General features: G+C 43.0%; 13 protein-coding genes. 12 read left to right on the forward strand and 1 reads right to left on the reverse strand.

Annotated elements, in window-relative coordinates; translation table 11 throughout:
* Nucleotides 1-547, forward strand: a 547-nt coding sequence (locus AC4II3_RS07535; RefSeq protein WP_490722798.1) for a DUF928 domain-containing protein, incomplete at its 5' end; no start/stop codon positions are given.
* A 253-nt stretch (nt 548-800) separates the two neighbouring features.
* Nucleotides 801-2,939: a CHASE2 domain-containing protein gene (locus AC4II3_RS07540; RefSeq protein ID WP_488008912.1), complete on the forward strand. Its 2,139-nt coding sequence runs from the start codon at nt 801-803 to the stop codon at nt 2,937-2,939.
* Nucleotides 2,940-3,096: 157 nt separating this feature from the next.
* Here the strand turns inward: AC4II3_RS07540 and AC4II3_RS07545 are convergent, their stop codons facing one another.
* Nucleotides 3,097-4,599: a mechanosensitive ion channel domain-containing protein gene (locus tag AC4II3_RS07545; protein ID WP_488008910.1), complete on the reverse strand. Its 1,503-nt coding sequence runs from the start codon at nt 4,597-4,599 to the stop codon at nt 3,097-3,099.
* 742 nt (nt 4,600-5,341) lie between these two features.
* Between AC4II3_RS07545 and AC4II3_RS07550 the strand changes: the two genes are divergently transcribed.
* The 10 genes from AC4II3_RS07550 (at nt 5,342) to AC4II3_RS07595 (ending at nt 20,435) form a co-directional block, all read left to right on the forward strand.
* Nucleotides 5,342-5,797: a chemotaxis protein CheW gene (locus tag AC4II3_RS07550; RefSeq protein WP_488008908.1), complete on the forward strand. Its 456-nt coding sequence runs from the start codon at nt 5,342-5,344 to the stop codon at nt 5,795-5,797.
* Between the two features lie 42 nt (nt 5,798-5,839).
* Complete coding sequence (locus AC4II3_RS07555) at nt 5,840-7,234, forward strand: CheR family methyltransferase (protein WP_488008906.1); 1,395 nt, start codon at nt 5,840-5,842, stop codon at nt 7,232-7,234.
* Nucleotides 7,235-7,257: 23 nt separating this feature from the next.
* A complete protein-coding gene (locus AC4II3_RS07560; RefSeq protein WP_488008904.1) occupies nt 7,258-8,931 on the forward strand; it encodes a methyl-accepting chemotaxis protein in 1,674 nt (557 codons plus the stop codon).
* 257 nt (nt 8,932-9,188) lie between these two features.
* Nucleotides 9,189-10,463, forward strand: coding sequence for an ABC transporter substrate-binding protein (locus tag AC4II3_RS07565; protein ID WP_488008902.1), 1,275 nt, complete (start codon nt 9,189-9,191; stop codon nt 10,461-10,463).
* A 27-nt stretch (nt 10,464-10,490) separates the two neighbouring features.
* The gene (locus tag AC4II3_RS07570; RefSeq protein WP_488008900.1) at nt 10,491-12,062 is read left to right on the forward strand and encodes a methyl-accepting chemotaxis protein; all 1,572 of its coding nucleotides are present in this window, start codon (nt 10,491-10,493) and stop codon (nt 12,060-12,062) included.
* 247 nt (nt 12,063-12,309) lie between these two features.
* Entirely contained in the window at nt 12,310-13,581 is a 1,272-nt protein-coding gene (locus AC4II3_RS07575) for a methyl-accepting chemotaxis protein (protein WP_488008898.1), read from the forward strand.
* Between the two features lie 288 nt (nt 13,582-13,869).
* On the forward strand, nt 13,870-14,622 hold the full coding sequence (locus tag AC4II3_RS07580) for a chemotaxis protein CheW (RefSeq protein WP_488008896.1): 753 nt from the start codon (nt 13,870-13,872) through the stop codon (nt 14,620-14,622).
* A gap of 207 nt (nt 14,623-14,829) precedes the next feature.
* Nucleotides 14,830-17,385 carry a response regulator gene (locus AC4II3_RS07585; RefSeq protein WP_488008894.1) on the forward strand — a complete coding sequence of 852 codons (2,556 nt, stop codon included), beginning with the start codon at nt 14,830-14,832 and terminating at the stop codon, nt 17,383-17,385.
* A 283-nt stretch (nt 17,386-17,668) separates the two neighbouring features.
* The gene (locus AC4II3_RS07590) at nt 17,669-18,679 is read left to right on the forward strand and encodes a chemotaxis-specific protein-glutamate methyltransferase CheB (RefSeq protein WP_488008892.1); all 1,011 of its coding nucleotides are present in this window, start codon (nt 17,669-17,671) and stop codon (nt 18,677-18,679) included.
* Between the two features lie 238 nt (nt 18,680-18,917).
* On the forward strand, nt 18,918-20,435 hold the full coding sequence (locus AC4II3_RS07595) for an adenylate/guanylate cyclase domain-containing protein (protein ID WP_488008890.1): 1,518 nt from the start codon (nt 18,918-18,920) through the stop codon (nt 20,433-20,435).
* The last annotated feature ends 69 nt before the right edge of the window (nt 20,436-20,504 follow it).

Here is a 20,504-nt window from a genome sequence, read left to right on the forward strand (position 1 = left end):
GGGTTCGAGAGGTAGTAAACTCCCCCTAACCGCATTGCTTCCACCCACAAAATACGGGTACACCGTATCACCCCGTCCAACTCTATTTGTTTATATGCCCCCCCTGGGAGCAACTGAGGTTTTTTTCAGTTTGCAAGATGAACAGGGTAATTCCCATTATCACACAACCTTCAAAAGTTCTGGCCAGCAAGGAGTGATTAGTATTACCCTACCAGAAGCAGCACCAGAATTAAAGATTGGTCAAAACTACCTCTGGTACTTGGCACCCATTGAACCAGACGGTATCCTGCGACCTGATAATTATTCAGTAAGTGGGTGGGTTAAACGGGTAAACTCAACGGTGAGTGACCAAGGATTATCCAAGTCCGCGATCGCGTTGGCTACTGAATATGCTAAGGCGGGAATATGGTACGACACCCTAGAGGTTTTAGTGACTGCTCAACGGTTGGAGCCTGACAATACAACCCTGGCCAATGAGTGGAAAGATTTACTCAAACAAGTGGGACTGGATGCGATCGCATCTCAGCCGATGGCAGAGCAGTTGTAATTCTTGAGAAGTTGTCAGTTTAAGGGATTAGCTAGCCAACTAATCGCCCTTTGATATAGCAATTCTCAGCAACGTTTGAGGGATATTGCTTATCCGTTTAAGGCAAGAGGCATGCTAGCAATAGGTAATAGGGATATTAAATCTTGCCTCTTGCCTCTTGCCTCTTGCCTGTCCCAAGCGCGAGTATTTTCAGAATTCAAAGGGGAATACTATAAACACACAACCTCAACAAAATAACCAACATTAAAGCCAAATGTGGCAAACCATAAAACAACAGATTAAACAGTGGGAAACAGTCCTCTTAATCGCGCCGAGTATAGCAGGATTGGTGATTTTAGGAAGCAATGCTGGACTGTTTCGGATGCTGGAATGGGCAAGCCAAGACCAATTATTTCGCCTGCGTCCAAAAGAATCTGTTGACGAGCGCATTGTCCTTGTTACCATTGATGAACCCGATATCAAATATGTTAAGCAATGGCCCATGTCAGATCGGGTTATGGCTCAGCTAATTCGGAATATCAAAGCCCAGCAACCAAGAGCGATTGGAATTGATATTTATCGAGACCTAGTGGTTGAACCTGGACATGATGAACTGGTAGAGGTGTTTAAGTCTACCCCAAATGTAATCGGAATTGAGAAAATTGCTGGCAACCCCATTGCACCGCCACCAGTGCTGGATAAATTGAGTCAGGTAGCAGCTAACGACTTCCTCATGGATGGGGATAGCAAAATCCGGCGAGGGATCATTCTCCTGGGCAAACCTGATGGTACCCGTAGGCAAGGACTTGGTGTGAAACTAGCGCTAATGTATTTGGCACAAGACGGTATTAAACTTGAGCCGATCAATCCCGATAAAAAGATATACGGTTTAGGTAAAGCCAAGTTTGTCCCCCTCTCCAGTAATGATGGAGAGTACAGTAAAGCAGAGATGGGAGGATACCAAATATTATTGAACTATCGGGGCGGTGAGGAGAGCTTTTTGACTATCTCGATGACTGATGTTCTCGACAATCGCATTCCCCCAAATTTGATGGGCGATCGCATTGTCTTGTTGGGGGCAAAAGCCCCAAGTCTCAATGACAATCACCTCACTCCCTACAATAGTACCTTACTAACTCCCACTGAATTAATACCAGGTATAGCAATTCACGGCAATATCAGCAGCCAGATTTTGAGTGCAGCTAATGAAGGTCGTCCCATGCTTCGAGCATCAGTCAAATCCCTTAATTGGCTATGGATAGTGTTCTGGTCTGGATATAGTGCTACCCTTGGAGCCATGTATGTCCGTAGGCGATGGGTAACTGGAGTTGGCACCCTTATAGCCGGAGTTATTATTATTACCAGTTCCTATATTGCCTTTTTATCTGGCTGGTTGATTCCCGTATTTACACCCTTGTTTACCGTTGTCAGTGCTGCAGTTGTCAGTATTAGTACCACACTTTGGAACAACCTCAAACAGTCCTATCGGGAATTAGAAAAACAACATAAACTATTGCAAGAAGCTCACCTGCAATTAGAAAAAACCAATACGTCCTATAGCAGATTTGTTCCCTTTGAATATCTTAATTTTCTTCAAAAAGAAACTATTCTTGATGTAGACCTGGGCAACCACGTCAGTAAAGAAATGGCGGTCATGTTCTCAGATATTCGCTCTTTCACTACCCTTTCAGAAACCATGACCCCGAAGGAAAACTTCGACTTTGTTAATGCTTACCTCAAGCGTGTCAGTCCCGAGATTCGCAATCAAAACGGCTTTATCGTCAAGTTTCTCGGAGATGGTATTATGGCTGTTTTCCCTGATGGCACCGATGAGGCAGTAGCAGCGGCAATTGCCAAGCAAATCAGAGTGGAAGAATACAATCACAGACGTATTGCCAAAGGCTATCTACCAATTAAAGTAGGCATTGGCATTCATGTGGGTCAGATGATGGTGGGAATGGTAGGAGAGACATTTCGGATGCAAGGGGATGCTTTTTCCGATAATGTAAACTTAACTGCTCGTTTAGAAGGATTAACTAAGTTTTATGGCGTGTCTTTGTTAATCTCCGAGCAAGCTTTAGAGCAATTGAGGAATCCTAATCAATACCAGATTCGGTTTCTCGATCGAGCAATTGTTAAAGGAAAAAATGAACCAATTGCTGTTTATGAAGTCTTGGAAGGAGAGCCTGAAAAATTCAGGGAATTAAAGTTAACAACCCAGTCAGAATTTCAGCTAGCTATAGAGTACTACCGAACTCAAGAATTTGAAAAAGCTAAAGCGTGTTTTAATCAAGTGTTAGCTGTCAATCCTAAGGATAAGACAGCATTATTGTATGTAGAGCGAATTAATCAATTAATGGTGCAAGGGGTACCCCAGAATTGGGATGGGGTGTGGCGGTTTACCCAGAAATAGCAAGGGTGCATCTTATATTTCTAACACACAAGGGGAAGTATTGGAAGTATTGGAAGTGTTGCAATTTTATTAGAATTTTTGCCTAATTGCAAAAGCGATACAGCGCGATGCACCCAAACTTTGAAACCCAGCTGTCAAATCATTACCAACAAACCTGTCAAATCCCAAATATCGATTGAAGGTGTTGGCGAATCTGATTGGTACTAGTATCGTTTTCTTGTGTTCCACCTACCGTTATTCCTAATTGCTCTAGGGTCTCCTTACGTTTCGATAATTCTTCGGAAATTTGGTCAGCTAAATCTTTGTGCTTTTCCAAAAGACTCTTTAAATTTTCTCGGTCTACCACAAACAGAATCGTGTCTTCTAGGGTGCGAAGGGTAGCAGTACGGGGGGTACCCATAAGCAAAGACATCTCTCCAATAAATTCCCCTGGCTTGCGGGTGGCAACCCGTTTTCCGATTGATTCCACAAAAACTTCAACTAAGCCAGATAGAATAATATAAAATGAATCCCCTGGGTCGTTTTCTTCACAGATTATATCCCCTGCTTTGAGCATTTGACGATATCCTTGCTGAATTATATGTCGCAGCTCGCTATCGCTACACTTTTCAAAGTAAGTCACCTGCCGCAAGAGATCCCGCAGGGTCAATTTTCCTCTAGAGTTTGCTTTTACTTTGTTTTTTTTGGCAGCGGGTACAGCTTTGTTAGAGAAGGATTCTTCTTGAGAATATGAGCCGTTAGCACCACCAGTTTCTTGAGGTGTTTGTTGAGGTGTTTTTACCAGAAATTCTAAGTCCTTCAGATTTCGGATATACAGGTCTCTCTGAGGCTCGGCATGCTCGATTCCCTGCTCACGAAGTTGTTCTTCTATCAGATAATACAAACTACTCTGAATTGATTCCATGTTTGGTGGATTGTCGATCCATACTAAGAGTTCAAAATCCATCCCGTCTCCAAACCCTTTAAAATATACTTCAGGAGCAGGGGATGGTAAAACTTCTGGCTCTTTGCGAGCCGCTTCTAACAGTACCTCTGTGACGATGACTGGATCGCTTTCATCGGGAACGTCAACAGGAATTCTGAGCCTAGCTCTGGGATCTTGATAACTCCAGTTAACCACATTGTTTTCCAGGAAACTAGTATTCGGAACAATAACAAATACCCCATCATTGGTGCGGATAGTAGTGGAGCGAATCGAGATTTTTTCTACAGTTCCTGACAAGTCATCAACTTTGACATAGTCTCCCACCTTAATTGGTTTTTCAAACAGAATTGCCAGACCACTGATAAAGTTGGCGGTTAAATTCTGAAGTCCGAAGCCTAAACCAATACCCATTGCCCCTGCAAAAACAGTTAGGGAACTGAGGTTAATCCCAGCCGTTTGCAGAACAATCAAAAATCCTAAGACAGTTAGAACATAGCCGATCAGGGAGGACAATGCTTCGCGAGTCCCACGATCTAACCCGAAGCGAGTTAGCACCCGACGCTTAATCACGTCCTGAAGTTTACGAGCTATATATAAGGTAATGATAGCCATTACTATGAGTTGGACTATCATAATCAGAGACAACTCTTGGGTGCCCAGCTGAAACAGTTTGGTGGTAAACACCTTCGAGACGATGTTCCAGACTTTGCTAAGCCATTCAAAAATCAAAGCCATAATTCAGTTATTTATTAGTCAATCAAATTGTCACCATGTAGCGGTCAGCTAAAGGCCTTGGCCTATGGCCACGCTACGCGAATGGCCACGCTACGCGAACAGCTAATGCGCTACGCGAACAACTCTTAAGTTTAATATAATTAAACCACTGAAGAGCTAATTTATAACGTAAATCTTAAGACCTGAAATCCCTTGACAGATATGGATTTCAGGTAAGAGGGGGCAAACTAAGCCGATCGCGTAGCGTGGCCATTCGCGCAGCGTGGCCCAAAGGCCTTGGCCTTATTCCTGAAAATATTGCACTGCACGCAATGGTTATAGCCGCGCTTAAGAGTGAACTGATAGTGAAGGTCTTGGATACTCAGTAGATCCCCTGTAGCAGGCTAGGGTCAATCTGCTTGCTCCAAGTCCAACGGAGCCACTTGTGCAAAAGCCGGTCTAGCCTCTGGCGAGATGGATCAAATTGATGTGTAGCCGTAATGTCCCGAATTGGTATTAGCCTGGTTGAGTTCACATTTTTTTCACTTTAATTTCATATTTTTTTCATAAAAATTAGATGATCGTCACATTGTGACCATTACTTGACATTTACTTCATAATCTAGTTCAGAGCTAATTAGGGGTTTGAGCACTCAGAAATTTAGAGGCTCAATGATGTTAAATAAAGAAGAAAAGACTATCCCCTATCACTTCAAAACAATACTTTTAGCACGATTGTTATATAAATTACTACCAATTAACCGATGTTAATGTTGATTTTTTATGTAGGAAATGACCTTTATGCCCTGGATAGTTCTCAGGTCGTGGAGGTAATTCCCAGAGTAAACCTCCGAAAAATACACCAAGCTCCTGACTATATAGCTGGTTTGTTTAACTACCGAGGTGCAATTGTGCCAGTCATCGATCTGTGCCATTTAATTCAAGGTACTCCCAGCCGCTCCCACTTAAGCACGCGGATTATAATGGTCAATTATGTTGCTAAAAATAATACTCATTACTGCATCGGTTTGATGTCAGAAAGAATCACAGAAACCTTAAACAAACCAGATACTGAGTGGGTCGCCGGAGTTCAAATAAATGACGCTCCTTATTTAGGAGAAATGATTATGGATGAAAAAGGCATGATCCAACGAATTCGGCTAGAGTATTTGTTATCGGAGTCCCAACAGATATACTTATTACCTGGAGCAGAAAATTAAAAACTACCAACCAACTAACTAACAACTAACTAACTAATAGTAATGATTCAGGCGACTATTGAGGCTTTGCTGAGAAAAAAAATCGGTTTGGATGGCAGTACTATTGGTTCTAGGCAGATTGCTAGAGCGATAGAAACCAGACGATTGGCTTGTGGCTTACCGGATCAGCAAACGTATCTGCAACAACTGCAAACCTCACCTCAAGAACTCGAAGCACTGATTGAAACGGTCGTTGTCTTAGAGACTTGGTTTTTTCGGGACAGAAAACCCTTTGGGTTTCTGAGTCGTTACGTCATATCTGAGTGGTTGCCCAACCCCAACCACCCCATCCTGCGGGTGTTAAGTATACCCTGTTCTACAGGAGAAGAACCTTACTCCATTGCTATGACCTTGCTGGATGCGGGTTTGACTCCTAATCAGTTTCGAGTCGATGCTATTGATATCAGCAAGGAAGCATTGGGCAAAGCTCGACGTGCTATCTACAGCAGGAATTCCTTCCGGGGGAACCAACTACAGCAACAGAAACGGTATTTTAAGCAAACAGCAGATGGTTATGAATTATGTCCGTTGGTGCGCAATACCGTTAATTTCAAGCATGGTAATATCCTAGACCCCTTGGGCTTGGCTCAGAGCAACTATGACATTATATTCTGCCGCAATTTATTGATTTATTTGGATAAATCTTCCCGGTTCCGTGCTATAGAACTCTTAGATCGTTTATTAATTCCTAAAGGTTTGCTGTTTGTGGGGTCTGCTGAAACAGGAGTAATAACTACCAATCGATTTGTGTCCGTTCGCTGTCCCTTTGCTTTTGCCTATCAGAAGGTGAAACATCTTAGACAACCCCAGACCAGGGACTCTCAACAGGGGCGCAGGAGAAATTGGGAAACCTCATCGTCACTCCCGACTCATAAGTCCCCAGTGACCCTGATCAATTCTCTGTATCCAAGACAGGAAAAGGACAAGGGGCAAGACCAGGAAGGCCAAACCACATCATCTTCCCTCTCTTACCTCCCCTCACCCACCTGCTGCCCTTCATCCTCCTCACCGCCCTCTGCTCTGGTTAATCGACAGTCTAAAGGAATCAAACAATCCTGCTTACAAAGGGAGCTTGAAAAGGGACAAGAATCCTTGCTTGAAAAAGCCAGGAGATTAGCCAATCAAGGAAGTTTGGAGGAAGCGGCGACACTGTGCCAAACTTACCTAAGTCAAAATTTGACTAGTGCTGAGGCTTATGTGTTACTCGGAGAAGTGCATCAGGCCTTGGACAATGACGAGCAGGCTGAGCAATGCTTCCAGAAAGCAGTTTACCTGAAACCGAATTACTACGAAGCACTCTTTCATCTGGCTTTACTTCAAGAAAATCGTGGGGATCTGGCTAAAGCTACGGTAATCCGACAGCGAATTCAACGACTACAAAACCTAAAAAGTCAATAGCAACAGAGGCTACTTGGAATTAAATGAAAATTGCAACTAAACTACTAGGTCTACTAATATTCTCTAGTTTGACCATACTTTTAGGAGGGGGAATTACCTGGATAGAACTGTCAAAGTTAGCGGCTGAAATTGGTAAGATAGCTGAAGAATATCTCCCCCTTATCCAGCACATGACGGAAATGCAAGAAAGTCAACTTGCTCAGAGGGTTAATTTTCAACGGGCTTTTCGATTTAATTACCGATATGCAGAAAGCGCCACTGCTAGAAACACATTTAGTGAAGCCAGAGCGGAGTTCAACCGAAGGGATGGATTAGTGGACGACGCTCTTAGAAAAGTTGATAACATCCTCACACGTGAAATCCAAAAAGCCTTAAGTAATCAGCAAAAAGAATACTGGTCAGATTTTAAATCTGAATTAGAGTTATATAAAATAATGCATGATCGTTATGGTAATAAATCTGAGGCAGCGTTCAGTTTACTTGTTAACAATCAACCCGATCAAGCGGAATTTGCTGCAGAACGGATGGAAAAGTCCGCAGAAGAACTGAAAGCAGAAATGAGGAGTCTCTTGCAGCGAGCTATTACATTATCTCAAAACTCAGCGAATCTTGCTAAAGAAGACCAAAAACGTACAATCAACATCGTACTGATTGCTTTCATTTTAATTATTGGGGCTACTCTAGGGTTTGGAATTTTTGTCACCCGCGATATCGTTAATTCGTTAAACAAAGCAGTAGATATAGCAGAAGAAGTTTCGGCTGGTAATCTGAGTACCAAGGTAGAAATTACCTCAACGGATGAGATTGGACAATTACTGGAATCTCTCAAAAAGATGACTGAAAACCTCAATTCATTGATCTATAAGGTGCAACAGTCTGGTATCCAAATGACTAGCTCCACTACCCAAATTGCTGCCTCTGGTAAGCAATTAGAAGCAACCATGACCGAACAATTAGCCTCCACCAACGAAGTGACAAGCACAGCTCAAGAAATTGCCAATACCTCTGGGGAATTAGTTCAAACTATGGAGCAACTCGCTCAGCTGTCTCAAATTACTGCTGATAGCGCTAGCCATGGTCAACAAGACCTGATGCGTATGGAAAGTACCATGCGTCACTTAGCCAATGCTACTAGTTCTATTTCTGCCAAACTGGGGGTGATGAATGAAAAAGCCAATAATATCAGTAGCGTTGTCACCACTATTACTAAAGTAGCCGATCAGACTAATTTACTATCCCTCAACGCTGCCATTGAAGCGGAGAAAGCGGGAGAGTATGGGGCGGGTTTTGCGGTTGTGGCTCGGGAAATTCGGCGGCTAGCTGACCAAACGGCAGTGGCTACCCTAGAAATTGAGACCATGGTAAAAGAGATGCAATCAGCGGTGTCAACTGGGGTGATGGAAATGGATAAATTTAGCAAAGATGTCAGTACTAGTGTCGAAAATGTCGGCAAGATTAGTGAACAAATTGCTAAAGTAATTGAGCAAGTGCAGAGCCTAACTCCCCAGTTTGAGATGGTGAATCAAAGTGTGGAAGACCAATCGGAAAGTGCTCAACAAATTAGCGAGGCGATGGTTCAATTAAGCGAAGCCTCACAACAAACGGCTGATTCTCTAAGAGATACGAATAATGCTCTGGCAAGATTGGATGATACTGCCCAAGGATTACAAACAGAAGTTTCAGTGTTCCAAGTTTAGACGTAAGCCGTCAGCCGTCAGCCTTCAGCTTTTTAATCACGAAAAACGTAGGGAAAAGGCTCTGGAGACGAAGATATAAGTAGTTCTGGACAACCGTAAAGATGCTGATCGCTGATAGTTTAAGAATAGCGATCGCATAGGATATAGGATATAGTGGTTTGGCACCCGCGTTAATTACAATAACAACAAGTAGTCAGTAGTCAGTAGTCAGTAGTTAGTAGTTAGTATCCTAACTTAACCTACACGGAAACCGCTATATGTTAAGCAAACACATTTCCAATCAGTTAAAGCTTCTGGGTCTAATTATTTTATCTCTATTTTTATCTCTATTGCTTGTTTTGGGATCAGGTTTCTCAGGGAAGAGCCAAGAGCCTGATATTGTGTTGGGAATGTCTGCTGCATTTACAGGAGCATCTAGAAGTTTGGGCATTGAACTGTATAGAGGCTCAATGGCTTATATAGAAGATATCAATCGCCAAGGCGGTATCAATGGGAAACAAATTGTGATTCAGGCCTATGATGATGCATACAATCCCACTAGGGCGATTCAAAACACCATTAAGTTGATTGAAAATGATGATGTATTTCTACTCTTTGATTATGTCGGCACTCCCACAGTGACTAGAGTCCTGCCACTGCTGAAAAATTATAGTGACAGACAAACCTATCTCTTCTTTCCGTTTACAGGGGCTCAACCCCAAAGAGAAGCGCCTTACGAGCAATTTGCTTTTAATCTTAGAGCTTCCTACCGTCAGGAAACTGAAGGATTAGTTGATAACTTTGTCAAAATTAATAGACCACGAATTGCGGTATTTTATCAGATTGATGCCTATGGTAGAAGTGGATGGGATGGTGTAAGGAGAGCCTTGGCTAAGTATGGTCTCACTATGGTTGGGGAAGCCACCTATCGTCGAGGAACCTCCTATTCCCAGAGCCTAAAACGTCAGGTAAATATTCTCAGAGCTGCCAATCCCGACGCTGTGATTTCTATTGGCTCCTATGGGGCTTGTGCAGGATTTATTCGAGATGCTAGGGATGCTGGCTGGAATGTGCCGATTGCTAATATCTCGTTTGTGGGGAGCGAGAGTTTGCTGAATTTGTTGCTAAAAACTGGTGTTAAAACTGGTATAGATTATACTACAAATCTGATGAATTCGCAAGTGGTACCGAGTTACAATGACACCTCCTTACCTGCTGTAAGTGAGTATCGAGCATTGATGGATCAATATAACCCCATGGCTCCGAGGAATTTCAGCTCGGCAGGATACAAACCCCTTAGGTATAGCTTTGTTAGTCTGGAAGGGTTTCTGAATGCCAAACTCCTAGTGGTGATTCTACAAATGATGGGGGATAAGGTTGACAAGGCTCAGCTCAGACAGGCGGTTGAGAAGGTCAAGAACCTTGACTTAGGGATTAATGCGCCAGTCTCATTTAGTGCTTTTAGAAATCAGGGACTCAATAATGTCTATTACACTACTGTTGAGCAAGGTGAATTTGTACCGCTAGACAGCTGGGAAAGGTGGGAAAAATGAAGATGTATTAAAAACCATTAAATGAAGATGTCAAAGCTATTTCAAAAAACCCTGATTGGAGAAATAATTCTGTTTGGGTTCGTTATCGTGACCACATCTACCTTATCTGGCTGGACTCTACACAAAAACCTGACTAGTGAGTATAAAAGCAAAGGGACTGCGATCGCAAAAAGTTTAGCTAAGTCTAGCCTCGATCTACTCCTATACAGAGATGCCTCAACCCTTCAGGCAGCCATAGACCAGTTTATTGAGATTAAGGGGGTTGCTTATGCCTTTATTGTGGCTGAAAATGGGGAAATCGTTGCCCATACCTTTGTTCCCACCATCCCTAAAGAAGTCAGGAAGATGGGCAAGGGGAGATACCGAGCCACCCGGTCTGTCAGCGAAGAGATAGAATTCAAGAATCTAGCAATTCAGGGGATGGGGAGCTTCACCGATATATCTGCACCGATTCTAGCTGGGGTAGCTGGATATGTCCATGTGGGAATGGATCGAGAAATTATCTTTGCTCAACTTCGCACGGCTATTCTAAATCAGATCTACATCGTATCGTTGATTTTTTTAGCCAGCATTGCCGTGGCTTACTTACTGGTGAACAAAATTTCTCACCAGCTTACCCAACTTTCAAACTATGCCAAACAAGTCTCTAGTGGAGATTTGACTCCCCAAGTGGAAATCCCTGCTAACAATGAAGATGAGATCGGGGATTTACTGGTATCCATCGGTACCATGACCCAAAATTTGAGTTCTTTAATTGGTAAAGTCCAGCAGTCTGGTATCCAGATTACCGCCTCAACCACCCAAATTGCTGCTGCAGGTCAACAACTACAGGCAACCATCACCAAACAGGTCGCATCCACTCACCAGGTTGTCGCTACAACCCAACAGATTGCAGCTACCTCATCGGAATTGGTCAGCACCATGAAAGAGGTAGCTAGTGTCTCCGAACAAACGGCTGTTGCGGCTGACAACAGCCAATCCAACATCCGCCACATGGAAACCACCATGGGTGAATTAACTGAAGCCACTGTTGCCATTACCACTAAACTAGGGGTAATTCATGACAAAGCTGATACCATCAATAGTGTTGTCAGCACGATTACCAAAGTAGCAGATCAGACCAATTTACTATCTCTCAACGCTGCCATTGAAGCTGAGAAAGCGGGAGAGTATGGGGCTGGGTTTGGTGTTGTTGCTCGGGAAATTCGTCGGCTGGCTGACCAGACTGCAGTGGCGACCTTGGAAATTGAGACCATGGTCAAAGAAATGCAATCCGCTGTAGCCACTGGGGTAATGGCAATGGATAAGTTTAAGCAACAAGTTAGTACTAGTGTAGACGATGTGGGCAAGATCAGTGAGCAAATCGCTGAAGTGATCCTGCAAGTGAAGACAATTACCCCTCGCTTTGATCTGGTGAGTCAACGGATGGAGGAGCAAGCTGAAAGCGCACAGGAAATCAGAGTAGCCATAGAACACTTAAGTGAATCTTCCCAGCACACCTCTGACTCCCTACGGGATACCAATAGTGCTTTGGAACGATTGGATGATGCTGCCCAAGGATTAAAATCAGAAATTTCAGTTTTTAAAGTCTACCAGTAATACCAATTTCATTGATTATTGCTAGAGAGATTGGGGTAATGGGGTATCTACTGAGGAGCGAATGAGGAGATGGTCAGAGGTATTTACGGTTTTTCCCCAATACAGGAAGTAGGGAAATTAAATTAACATTAGCTTACCCATAAAATCATAATAATTTATGTCTGTATTATAAAATTATTGGATTAATACTTAATCCCTAATGCTTAATTTATAATGCTTAATTATTAATCACTAATCCCTAATCACAATGAAGATTCAAACAAAACTTATAGGCTTGCTAAGCTTTTGTGGCTGTATTGTGTTGGTGAGTGTTGCCATCAATTGGATCGGACTATCAAAGTTATCAGCCGATATCGCTGAGATGACTGAACAGGATCACATGAATTCTGAGCATATGATAGACCATATGGAAGAGATGCAGACTCTACATCGAAACAGTCAAACTCTGATCAATATTGTCTTAACTGTCTGTATGATCAGCATTGTTACAGCTGTAATTCTAGGGATAGTTATCATCCGTGATATTGTCAACTCTTTAAACAAAGCAGTCGCCATAGCCAAAGAGATATCCGGTGGTAATCTCACACCCCAAGTAGAGTTCACCTCTGATGATGAGATTGGTCAGTTACTGAAAACTCTCAAATTCATGACCATAAACCTTAGTTCACTTATGTCTAAAGTGCAGCAGTCTGGTTTCCAAATTACTAGATCAACCAAACAGATGGCTGCCTCTGGCAAGCAATTAGAAGCAACAGTAACTGAACAGCTAGCCTCGACTAACCAAGTGACAGCAACTGCCCAAACAATTGCAGCAACTTCTGAGGAATTAGTTAAAACTATGGATCAAGTTGCTCAGCTGGTTCACCGTACTGCTCACGGGGCTAGCCAGAGTCAACAAGACTTAGAACAGATGGAGAAAAGTATGCGTCTGTTGATAGAAGCTACCAGATCTATTTCCCAACAATTGGGGGTGATGAGTGAAAAAGCTAATAACATTAATAGCGTGGTAATCACCATTACTAAGGTAGCAGATCAGACGAATTTACTATCCCTTAACGCTGCTATTGAAGCGGAGAAAGCGGGAGAGTATGGCGCTGGATTTGCCGTTGTTGCTCGGGAAATTCGTCGGCTGGCTGACCAAACGGCAGTAGCAACCTTAGAAATTGAACAGATGATTAACCAGATGCAATCTGCTGTATCTACTGGGGTTATGAAAATGGATAAATTTAGCAAAGACGTGGGGAATAGTGTCGAAAATGTGGGTAATATCAGTGAGCAAATTGCCCAGGTGATCCAGGAGGTACAAAGCCTCACACCACAGTTTGAAGTGGTCAGTCAAAGCATGGAAGAGCAATCCCTAGGAGCACAGCAAATTAGCGAAGCGATGGCTCAACTGAGTACTGCATCCCAACAAACTGTATACTCCCTCAAGGATACGAATACTGCTTTGGAACAATTGGAGACTACAGCACAAGGCTTCCAGAGTGATATTGTCAAGTTGAAATTACCTAAGCAATAAATTATGAAGTATTAAGGATTAAATTGGAATTTACTAAAGGGAACAGGGAACAGGGAGCAGGGAACAGGGAGCAGGGAGCAGGGAACAGGGAACAGGGAGCAGGAAGTAGGGAACAGGGAACAAACATTCTCTCAATTGATTTAGGATTGCTATATATTCGTATAATACTATTGTAAGTATGGCATTGCTAAATTAATTAAATGTGTAAACTATAGTTTTTAAACTTACAAACAAAAAAATATTAATTACCTCAAAAAATCTATTTTTAACCAAGCCCAAACTAATATAATGCAATATAAAACAAGTAATAAACCAATTTTTAACGATTGTTGGAACCAAATCGGAGTGACAGGCGATCGCTCCTGCTCAGAATTAAAAACCTTCATTCATTGCCGCAACTGTCCGGTTTACTCTTTAGCAGGGCGCGGCTTGCTTGAACGTGAACCGCCTCCAGGTTACATTAATGAATGGACTAACTTACTGGTTTCCCAATCTGTCCCGCAACGGGAAAGTACTCTGACACAACTAGGGGAAACCATATCCGTAATTATCTTTCGGCTAGGAGTAGAATGGTTGGCATTGTCTGCAAAGTTATTCAAAGAAGTCACCCAGCCTTGTGTTATCCACACTATCCCCCACCGCAGCAATGAGATATTACTGGGAATCGTGAACATTCGTGGGGAAATCCTGATGTGCGTTTCCCTCAGCAATCTCCTTGGTTTGGAAGATAATCCTGCTAACTCAGGTTCCGAGCAATCCAAAATCCAACAGGCCTTAACTCTAAAATCCAAAACCAATGTGAGTAGTGTCATGTATCAACGGATGGTGGTTGTGGAAATTGAGGGCAATCGATGGGTCTTTCCCGTTGATGAAATTTTTACTGTTCAACGGTTTCATGCTAATGAATTACTCGATGTACCAGCGGTTATTTCTAACGCTACATATACTTATACAAAATGGATAATTAACTGGCAAGATAAAAAGGTGAATTACTTGGACGATGAGTTATTGTTTTACACCCTCAATCGGAAGATTACGTAACCCGATGGGGTGATGGGGGTAAAGTGCTATCTATGTAAGCATTCAGGCATCAGCTATCAGCTATCAGCTATCAGCTTTGGGTCTATGGCCAAGCTACTTGAGGTGCGAACAGCTTTTGAATAAAATAAACTGACGGCTGACCGCTGACCGCTGACCGCTGAATGCTTACAAAAGATCATCAATCCAAACTCTAAACTCTAAAATCCTATGACAGACAGCGGACAAGATATGAGCAATTTCTCCATGTTGGATTTATTCCGCATGGAGGTGGAAAGCCAAGCAGCGATATTAAATGACAAGTTATTGGCTCTGGAAAGTAATCCTTCCTCCAACCAAGAATTGGAATCCCTAATGCGTGCTGCCCATTCCATTAAAGGTGCTGCCCGGATTGTCCAAATTGATGCTGCTGTTAACATCGCTCATACCATGGAGGATTGCTTTGTGGCAGCTATGAATAAAACCATTACCCTCAAGGCAGATCACATCGATGTCTTGCTACAAGGTGTCGATTTCCTCCAACAAATCAGCCAAGTTGGTGAAATGAATTTAGACCAATGGCTGTCTGAACATGGGCAAGCCATTGAACATCAGAGTATAGCGATCGCAAAAATTCTCGCACCGGAATCTACACCCTCCTCCCCACAGCAGCCATCTCCATCTCCTCCCCCTAATGCCTCCGAGCCACAGAAGTCGGAAAAACTAAGCGCTATAGATTCTCCTTCCGAAGTTTCCACTCTTGATAGTACGAATACAGCCATAGAGACTCAAGAGCAAACTGTTGAGCAGCAAAATCTTGATCAGGTAGTAACTCACCAGGCTCAAACCGATGCTCCCCCTCAAGTACCTAGTCAGGAATCTGACAACACCACGATAGAGATTGAAAGTCAAACCTTGGAGCAGGCTGTTAGCCACAAGGCTCAAACCGAAGTGGCTGCCAAAGAAAATCAATCCTCATCTACTCCAGGGAATGATTTAACCAAGCAACCATTGATTGCTTTGGATAGTGCCAAAAAGCCGGAAGCTAAAGAGAGAGTTGTGCGAGTCAGTGCTGAAAACTTAAATAGGTTAATGGGTTTAGCCGGTGAATCCCTAGTGGAGGCGAATTGGCTACAACCATTTGCTGATTCTTTGATGACTCTCAAGAAACATCAAATGGAATTATCGAAGATCCTGGAAAAATTACAGGATTCTTTAGCAATATCCCAGGTCAATCAAGTGGGGGATGAATATCTAAAAGTTGCTCGACAAAAGGAACAGGAATGTCGGGAAATTTTGGGCGATCGCATGAGTGAACTAGAACTGTATGCACGTCGCACTGCTAATCTTTCGGATCGTCTTTACCGAGAAGTGATTGCGTCTCACATGCGTCCTTTTGCTGATGGGGTACAGAGTTTTCCTCGGATGATTCGGGATATAGCCAGAAAGCTGAATAAACAAGTTAAATTAGAAATTATCGGCAAATCTACTGCAGTAGATCGAGATATTTTACAGAAACTAGAAGCACCACTAACTCATATTTTGCGTAACTCTGTAGACCATGGTATTGAACCTCCCCAAAAGCGTGTAGCAATGGGGAAACCAGCCCAAGGTACCGTGCGACTGGAAGCCCTTCATCGTGGTGGGATGTTATCGATTACTGTTGCTGACGATGGCAAAGGCATAGATCCAGAGAAATTGCGGGAAAAAATTGTCCGCCAAAAAATGATAACCCCAGACATGGCAACGCAGCTGGCTGAACATGAGCTGATGGAGTTTCTATTTTTGCCGGGATTTTCTACCGCTAAGCAGGTAACCGAAATTTCTGGTCGTGGCGTTGGTTTAGATATTGCCAAGACTATGGCACAACAGGTAGGTGGCACCCTGCGAGCTACCTCTAAACTAGGGCAAGGAACGAGTTTCCACTTCCAATTGCCTTTGACTCTATCAGTTATTCGTACCCTATTAGTGGATATATATGGTGAACCTTATGCGTTCCCATTAGCACGAATTGACAAAATTGTGATGGTAAATAAAACCGAAATTTCTGTAGTAGAAAAGCGGCAATATTTTACCCTTAATGATGAAAACATTGGACTGGTAGCTGCCCATCAAGTATTGGAATTAGATGACTCTCATATCACATCTAAAACCCTACCAGTCGTGATCATCAGTGACCAATCGAACCGTTTTGGATTAGTAGTTGATAAATTTTTAGGTGAACGGGATTTGGTGGTTCGACCATTAGATCCGAGGCTGGGCAAAGTTCAGGATATCAGTGCTGCTGCTTTGATGGGAGACGGTTCCCCGATTCTAATTTTGGATGTGTCAGATTTAGTGCGCTCCATTGATAATCTACTCAATAGCCTCCAGTTGAGCCCAGTCAGTGGTGATACTGATGATACTGATATCCAACAGCCGAAACGCATTCTAGTAGTTGATGATTCCATTACCGTGCGGCAAATGGAACGTAAGTTACTGGAAAACCAAGGTTATGAGGTGGAAGTAGCTGTTAATGGCATGGATGGTTGGAACGCTGTTCGCACCAACCCTTATGATTTAGTGATCAGTGATATTGATATGCCCCGCATGAACGGCATTGAGCTAGTCAGCCATATTAAAAGCCATGCTAAATTAAAATCAATCCCTGTGATTATTATTTCCTATAAAGACCGCGAACAAGACCGTCTTCAAGGTTTGGAAGCTGGCGCAGATTATTATCTAACCAAGAGTAGTTTCCATGATGATTCGTTGTTGAATGCGGTGATTGACTTAATTGGGGATTAGGGAGTATTCATTGGTGAGTTTGGATGGCTTGCTTGTTAATTTTAAATAGTAAAGTTTGAAGCCAAGCTTATGAATTAGTAAGGTGGAATTAACCAATTAATAAAATCGAGTATACCGTTAATCATACTTATGTTGATCATAATTATGAAGTACACCCTACTCCCTACACCCTACACCCTACTCCCTTCCCCTCCTGGGAGGGGTTAGGGGTGGGTTCCTACTCCCTACTCCCTACTCCCTACTCCCTACTCCCTTATAAAAAAGTAATCAGAATTTTTATGACATGAAAATAGCAATTGTTAATGATTCAATGATGGCAGTAGAGACCCTGCGGCGTGTCTTGATGGTGGTTCCAGAGTATAAAGTAGCTTGGGTTGCTAGTGATGGTGCCGAAGCTATTGCCAAATGTGCCAAAGACCTCCCAGACTTAATTTTGATGAATTTGACCATGCCAGTAATAGATGGGGTTGAGGCAACTCGCCAGATCATGAAACATTCTCCCTGTGCGATTTTAGTGGTAACCGCTAGCATCCAGCAGAATTCATCTAAAGTATTTGAAGCCCTTGGATATGGAGCCTTAGATGCTGTCAGCCTGCCAGTGTTGGGCACTCGCGGTAACCCAGACGCTGCCCAAGAACTACTTACTAAAATTGCTACCATTGGTAAACTGATAGGAATTTCCACCCGAAATTCAAAATCCCCAGCCCGAAATTCCCAACTCCATCTTCCGCCCTTAATCGCAATTGGTGCTTCTACTGGAGGACCAAAGGCTCTAGCAACGATTCTCTCTAGGATACCAGCAAGTTTCAGTGCAGCAATTGTGATTGTCCAGCATGTGGATCTGCAGTTTGCTTCAGGTTTAGTGGAGTGGTTGAATCATCAGACACCCTTGGTAGTCCAACTAGCGTCTGACGGTAGCCGTCCGCAAGTAGGGAAAGTATTGATTGCTGGAACCAAAGACCACCTGTGTTTAACATCGAATTTGAGGTTAACCTACACCAGCAAACCTAGTAATTATCCCTACCGTCCCTCCGTGGATGTTTTTTTCAAAAGTGTAGCCGAGTACTGGAAGCGCAAGGGCACGGCTGTATTGTTAACTGGCATGGGTAGAGATGGAGCTGAAGGGCTAAAACTATTGCGCTCTAAAGGTTGGCATACTATTGCCCAAGATAAAAGCAGTTGCGTGGTTTATGGGATGCCGAAAGCAGCAGCACAGTTGAAGGCGGCGGTGGAAATTTTGCCCCTAGACGCGATCGCACCTGCCCTAATCAAGGGATTAGCTTTTAAGCCTTAGCTAAATTTATATAGCTCAAGTCGAATATCACTTTTATTGCACAACACTGCTCCCTTATAATAATTACTAACAATATCTGACTATTAATAACACTTGGCATGACATAGTTTTCCCAGTTTGCCCAGAGTATTGAACAAAATTTGATAAACTGCTAAACGAATTAGCGTTCCCCATTGGTTTTTATCTATGCTGTACCTGATCTGATTGATAGCTAAAGCACAAGGACATTACAAATAAAATGGTGACTCAAGAGCCAATTAAAGTCCTACTTATCGATGATCAGCCCATGATCGGCGAAGCGATCCGCCGCATGTTAGCTCCGGAAAAGGATATTATCTTCCGCTATTGTCAGGATCCAACTGAAACCTTAAAAGTAGCTAAGGAGTACCAACCAACGGTCATTCTACAAGATTTGGTCATGCCGGAGATAGATGGCTTGTTGTTAGTGCGTTTTCTGCGCTCTAAGGATTCCCCGACTAGACCTATTCCCCTGATTGTACTCTCAAGTAAAGAAGAACCAGTAATTAAAGCTAAAGCCTTTGGATTTGGAGCAAATGATTACTTAGTAAAACTGCCAGATCGGGTAGAACTAATTGCTCGTATTCGTTACCATTCCAAAGCCTATTTGAACTTCCTGAAACGAACCGAAGCTGAAGAGCAGCTTAAAGCTGAAAATCTGCGCCAGTCAAAGTATATAAAACAGGTAGAAAAGGTGACAGTAGCAGCCGCTGCTGTGGAAAATGATACCTTTGAGCCAGAAAGTCTGAAGGAAGTAGCCGCTCGGAGCGACGAGTTAGGACGACTAGCACGAGTTTTCCGACACATGGTTCAAACGGTAAAAGCCCGTGAGCAAGAATTGACTCAAGCCAATGAAACTCTGGAAACCCTAAAAAATTCCTTTGCTCGGTTTTTCCCATTTGAATATCTTAATTTTCTGCACAAGGAAAATGTAATTCATGTCCAGTTAGGAGACCACGTTAGTAAAGAAATGGCGGTGATGTTCAGTGATATTCGCTCCTTCACTACCATTTCTGAGAGTATGACACCAAAGGAAAACTTTGACTTCGTCAATGCCTATCTTAAACGTGTGAGTCCTGAGATTCGCAATCACGATGGCTTTATTGTCAAATTTCTAGGGGATGGCATGATGGCAATTTTCCCTGATGGCGCTGATGATGCTGTCTGTGCTGGAATTGCCAAGCTTAAAAAAGTCCACCAATACAATCAAAAGCGCGAAGCCAAGGGTTATTTACCGATTCAAGTAGGGATTGGTATCCACTATGGTCACATGATGGTGGGGATGGTTGGAGAGACATTCCGAATGCAGGGGGATGCTTTTTCTGATAATGTTAACTTGACCGCTCGTTTGGAAGGCTTGACCAAGTTCTATGGGGTTTCTTTATTAATTTCTCAGCAAACCTTAGATAAATTGAGCAATCCGAATCACTATGAAATTCGGTTTCTAGATCGAGCAATTGTTAAAGGGAGAAATGAACCCCTTGCCATCTATGAAGTGCTGGATGGTGAGACTGAGGCAGTTAGGGCATTTAAGTCAAAAACGCAACTCGAATTTGAACAAGGTTTAGAATGTTATCGCACTCAAGGATTTGACAAGGCTTTAGAGTATTTTAATCACGTGTTAATGGTGAATCCTTTGGATAAGACCGCTGCCTTATATGTGGAGCGAATTAACCAGTTGATGGCCCAAGGGGTGCCACAGAATTGGGATGGAGTTTGGCGGTTTACCAAGAAGTAAGCTATCTGGGTTAAGGGGAGTAGGGAGTAGGGAGTAGGGAGTAGGGAGTAGGGAGTAGGGAGTAGGGAG

The organism is Moorena sp. (genome assembly GCF_982860115.1).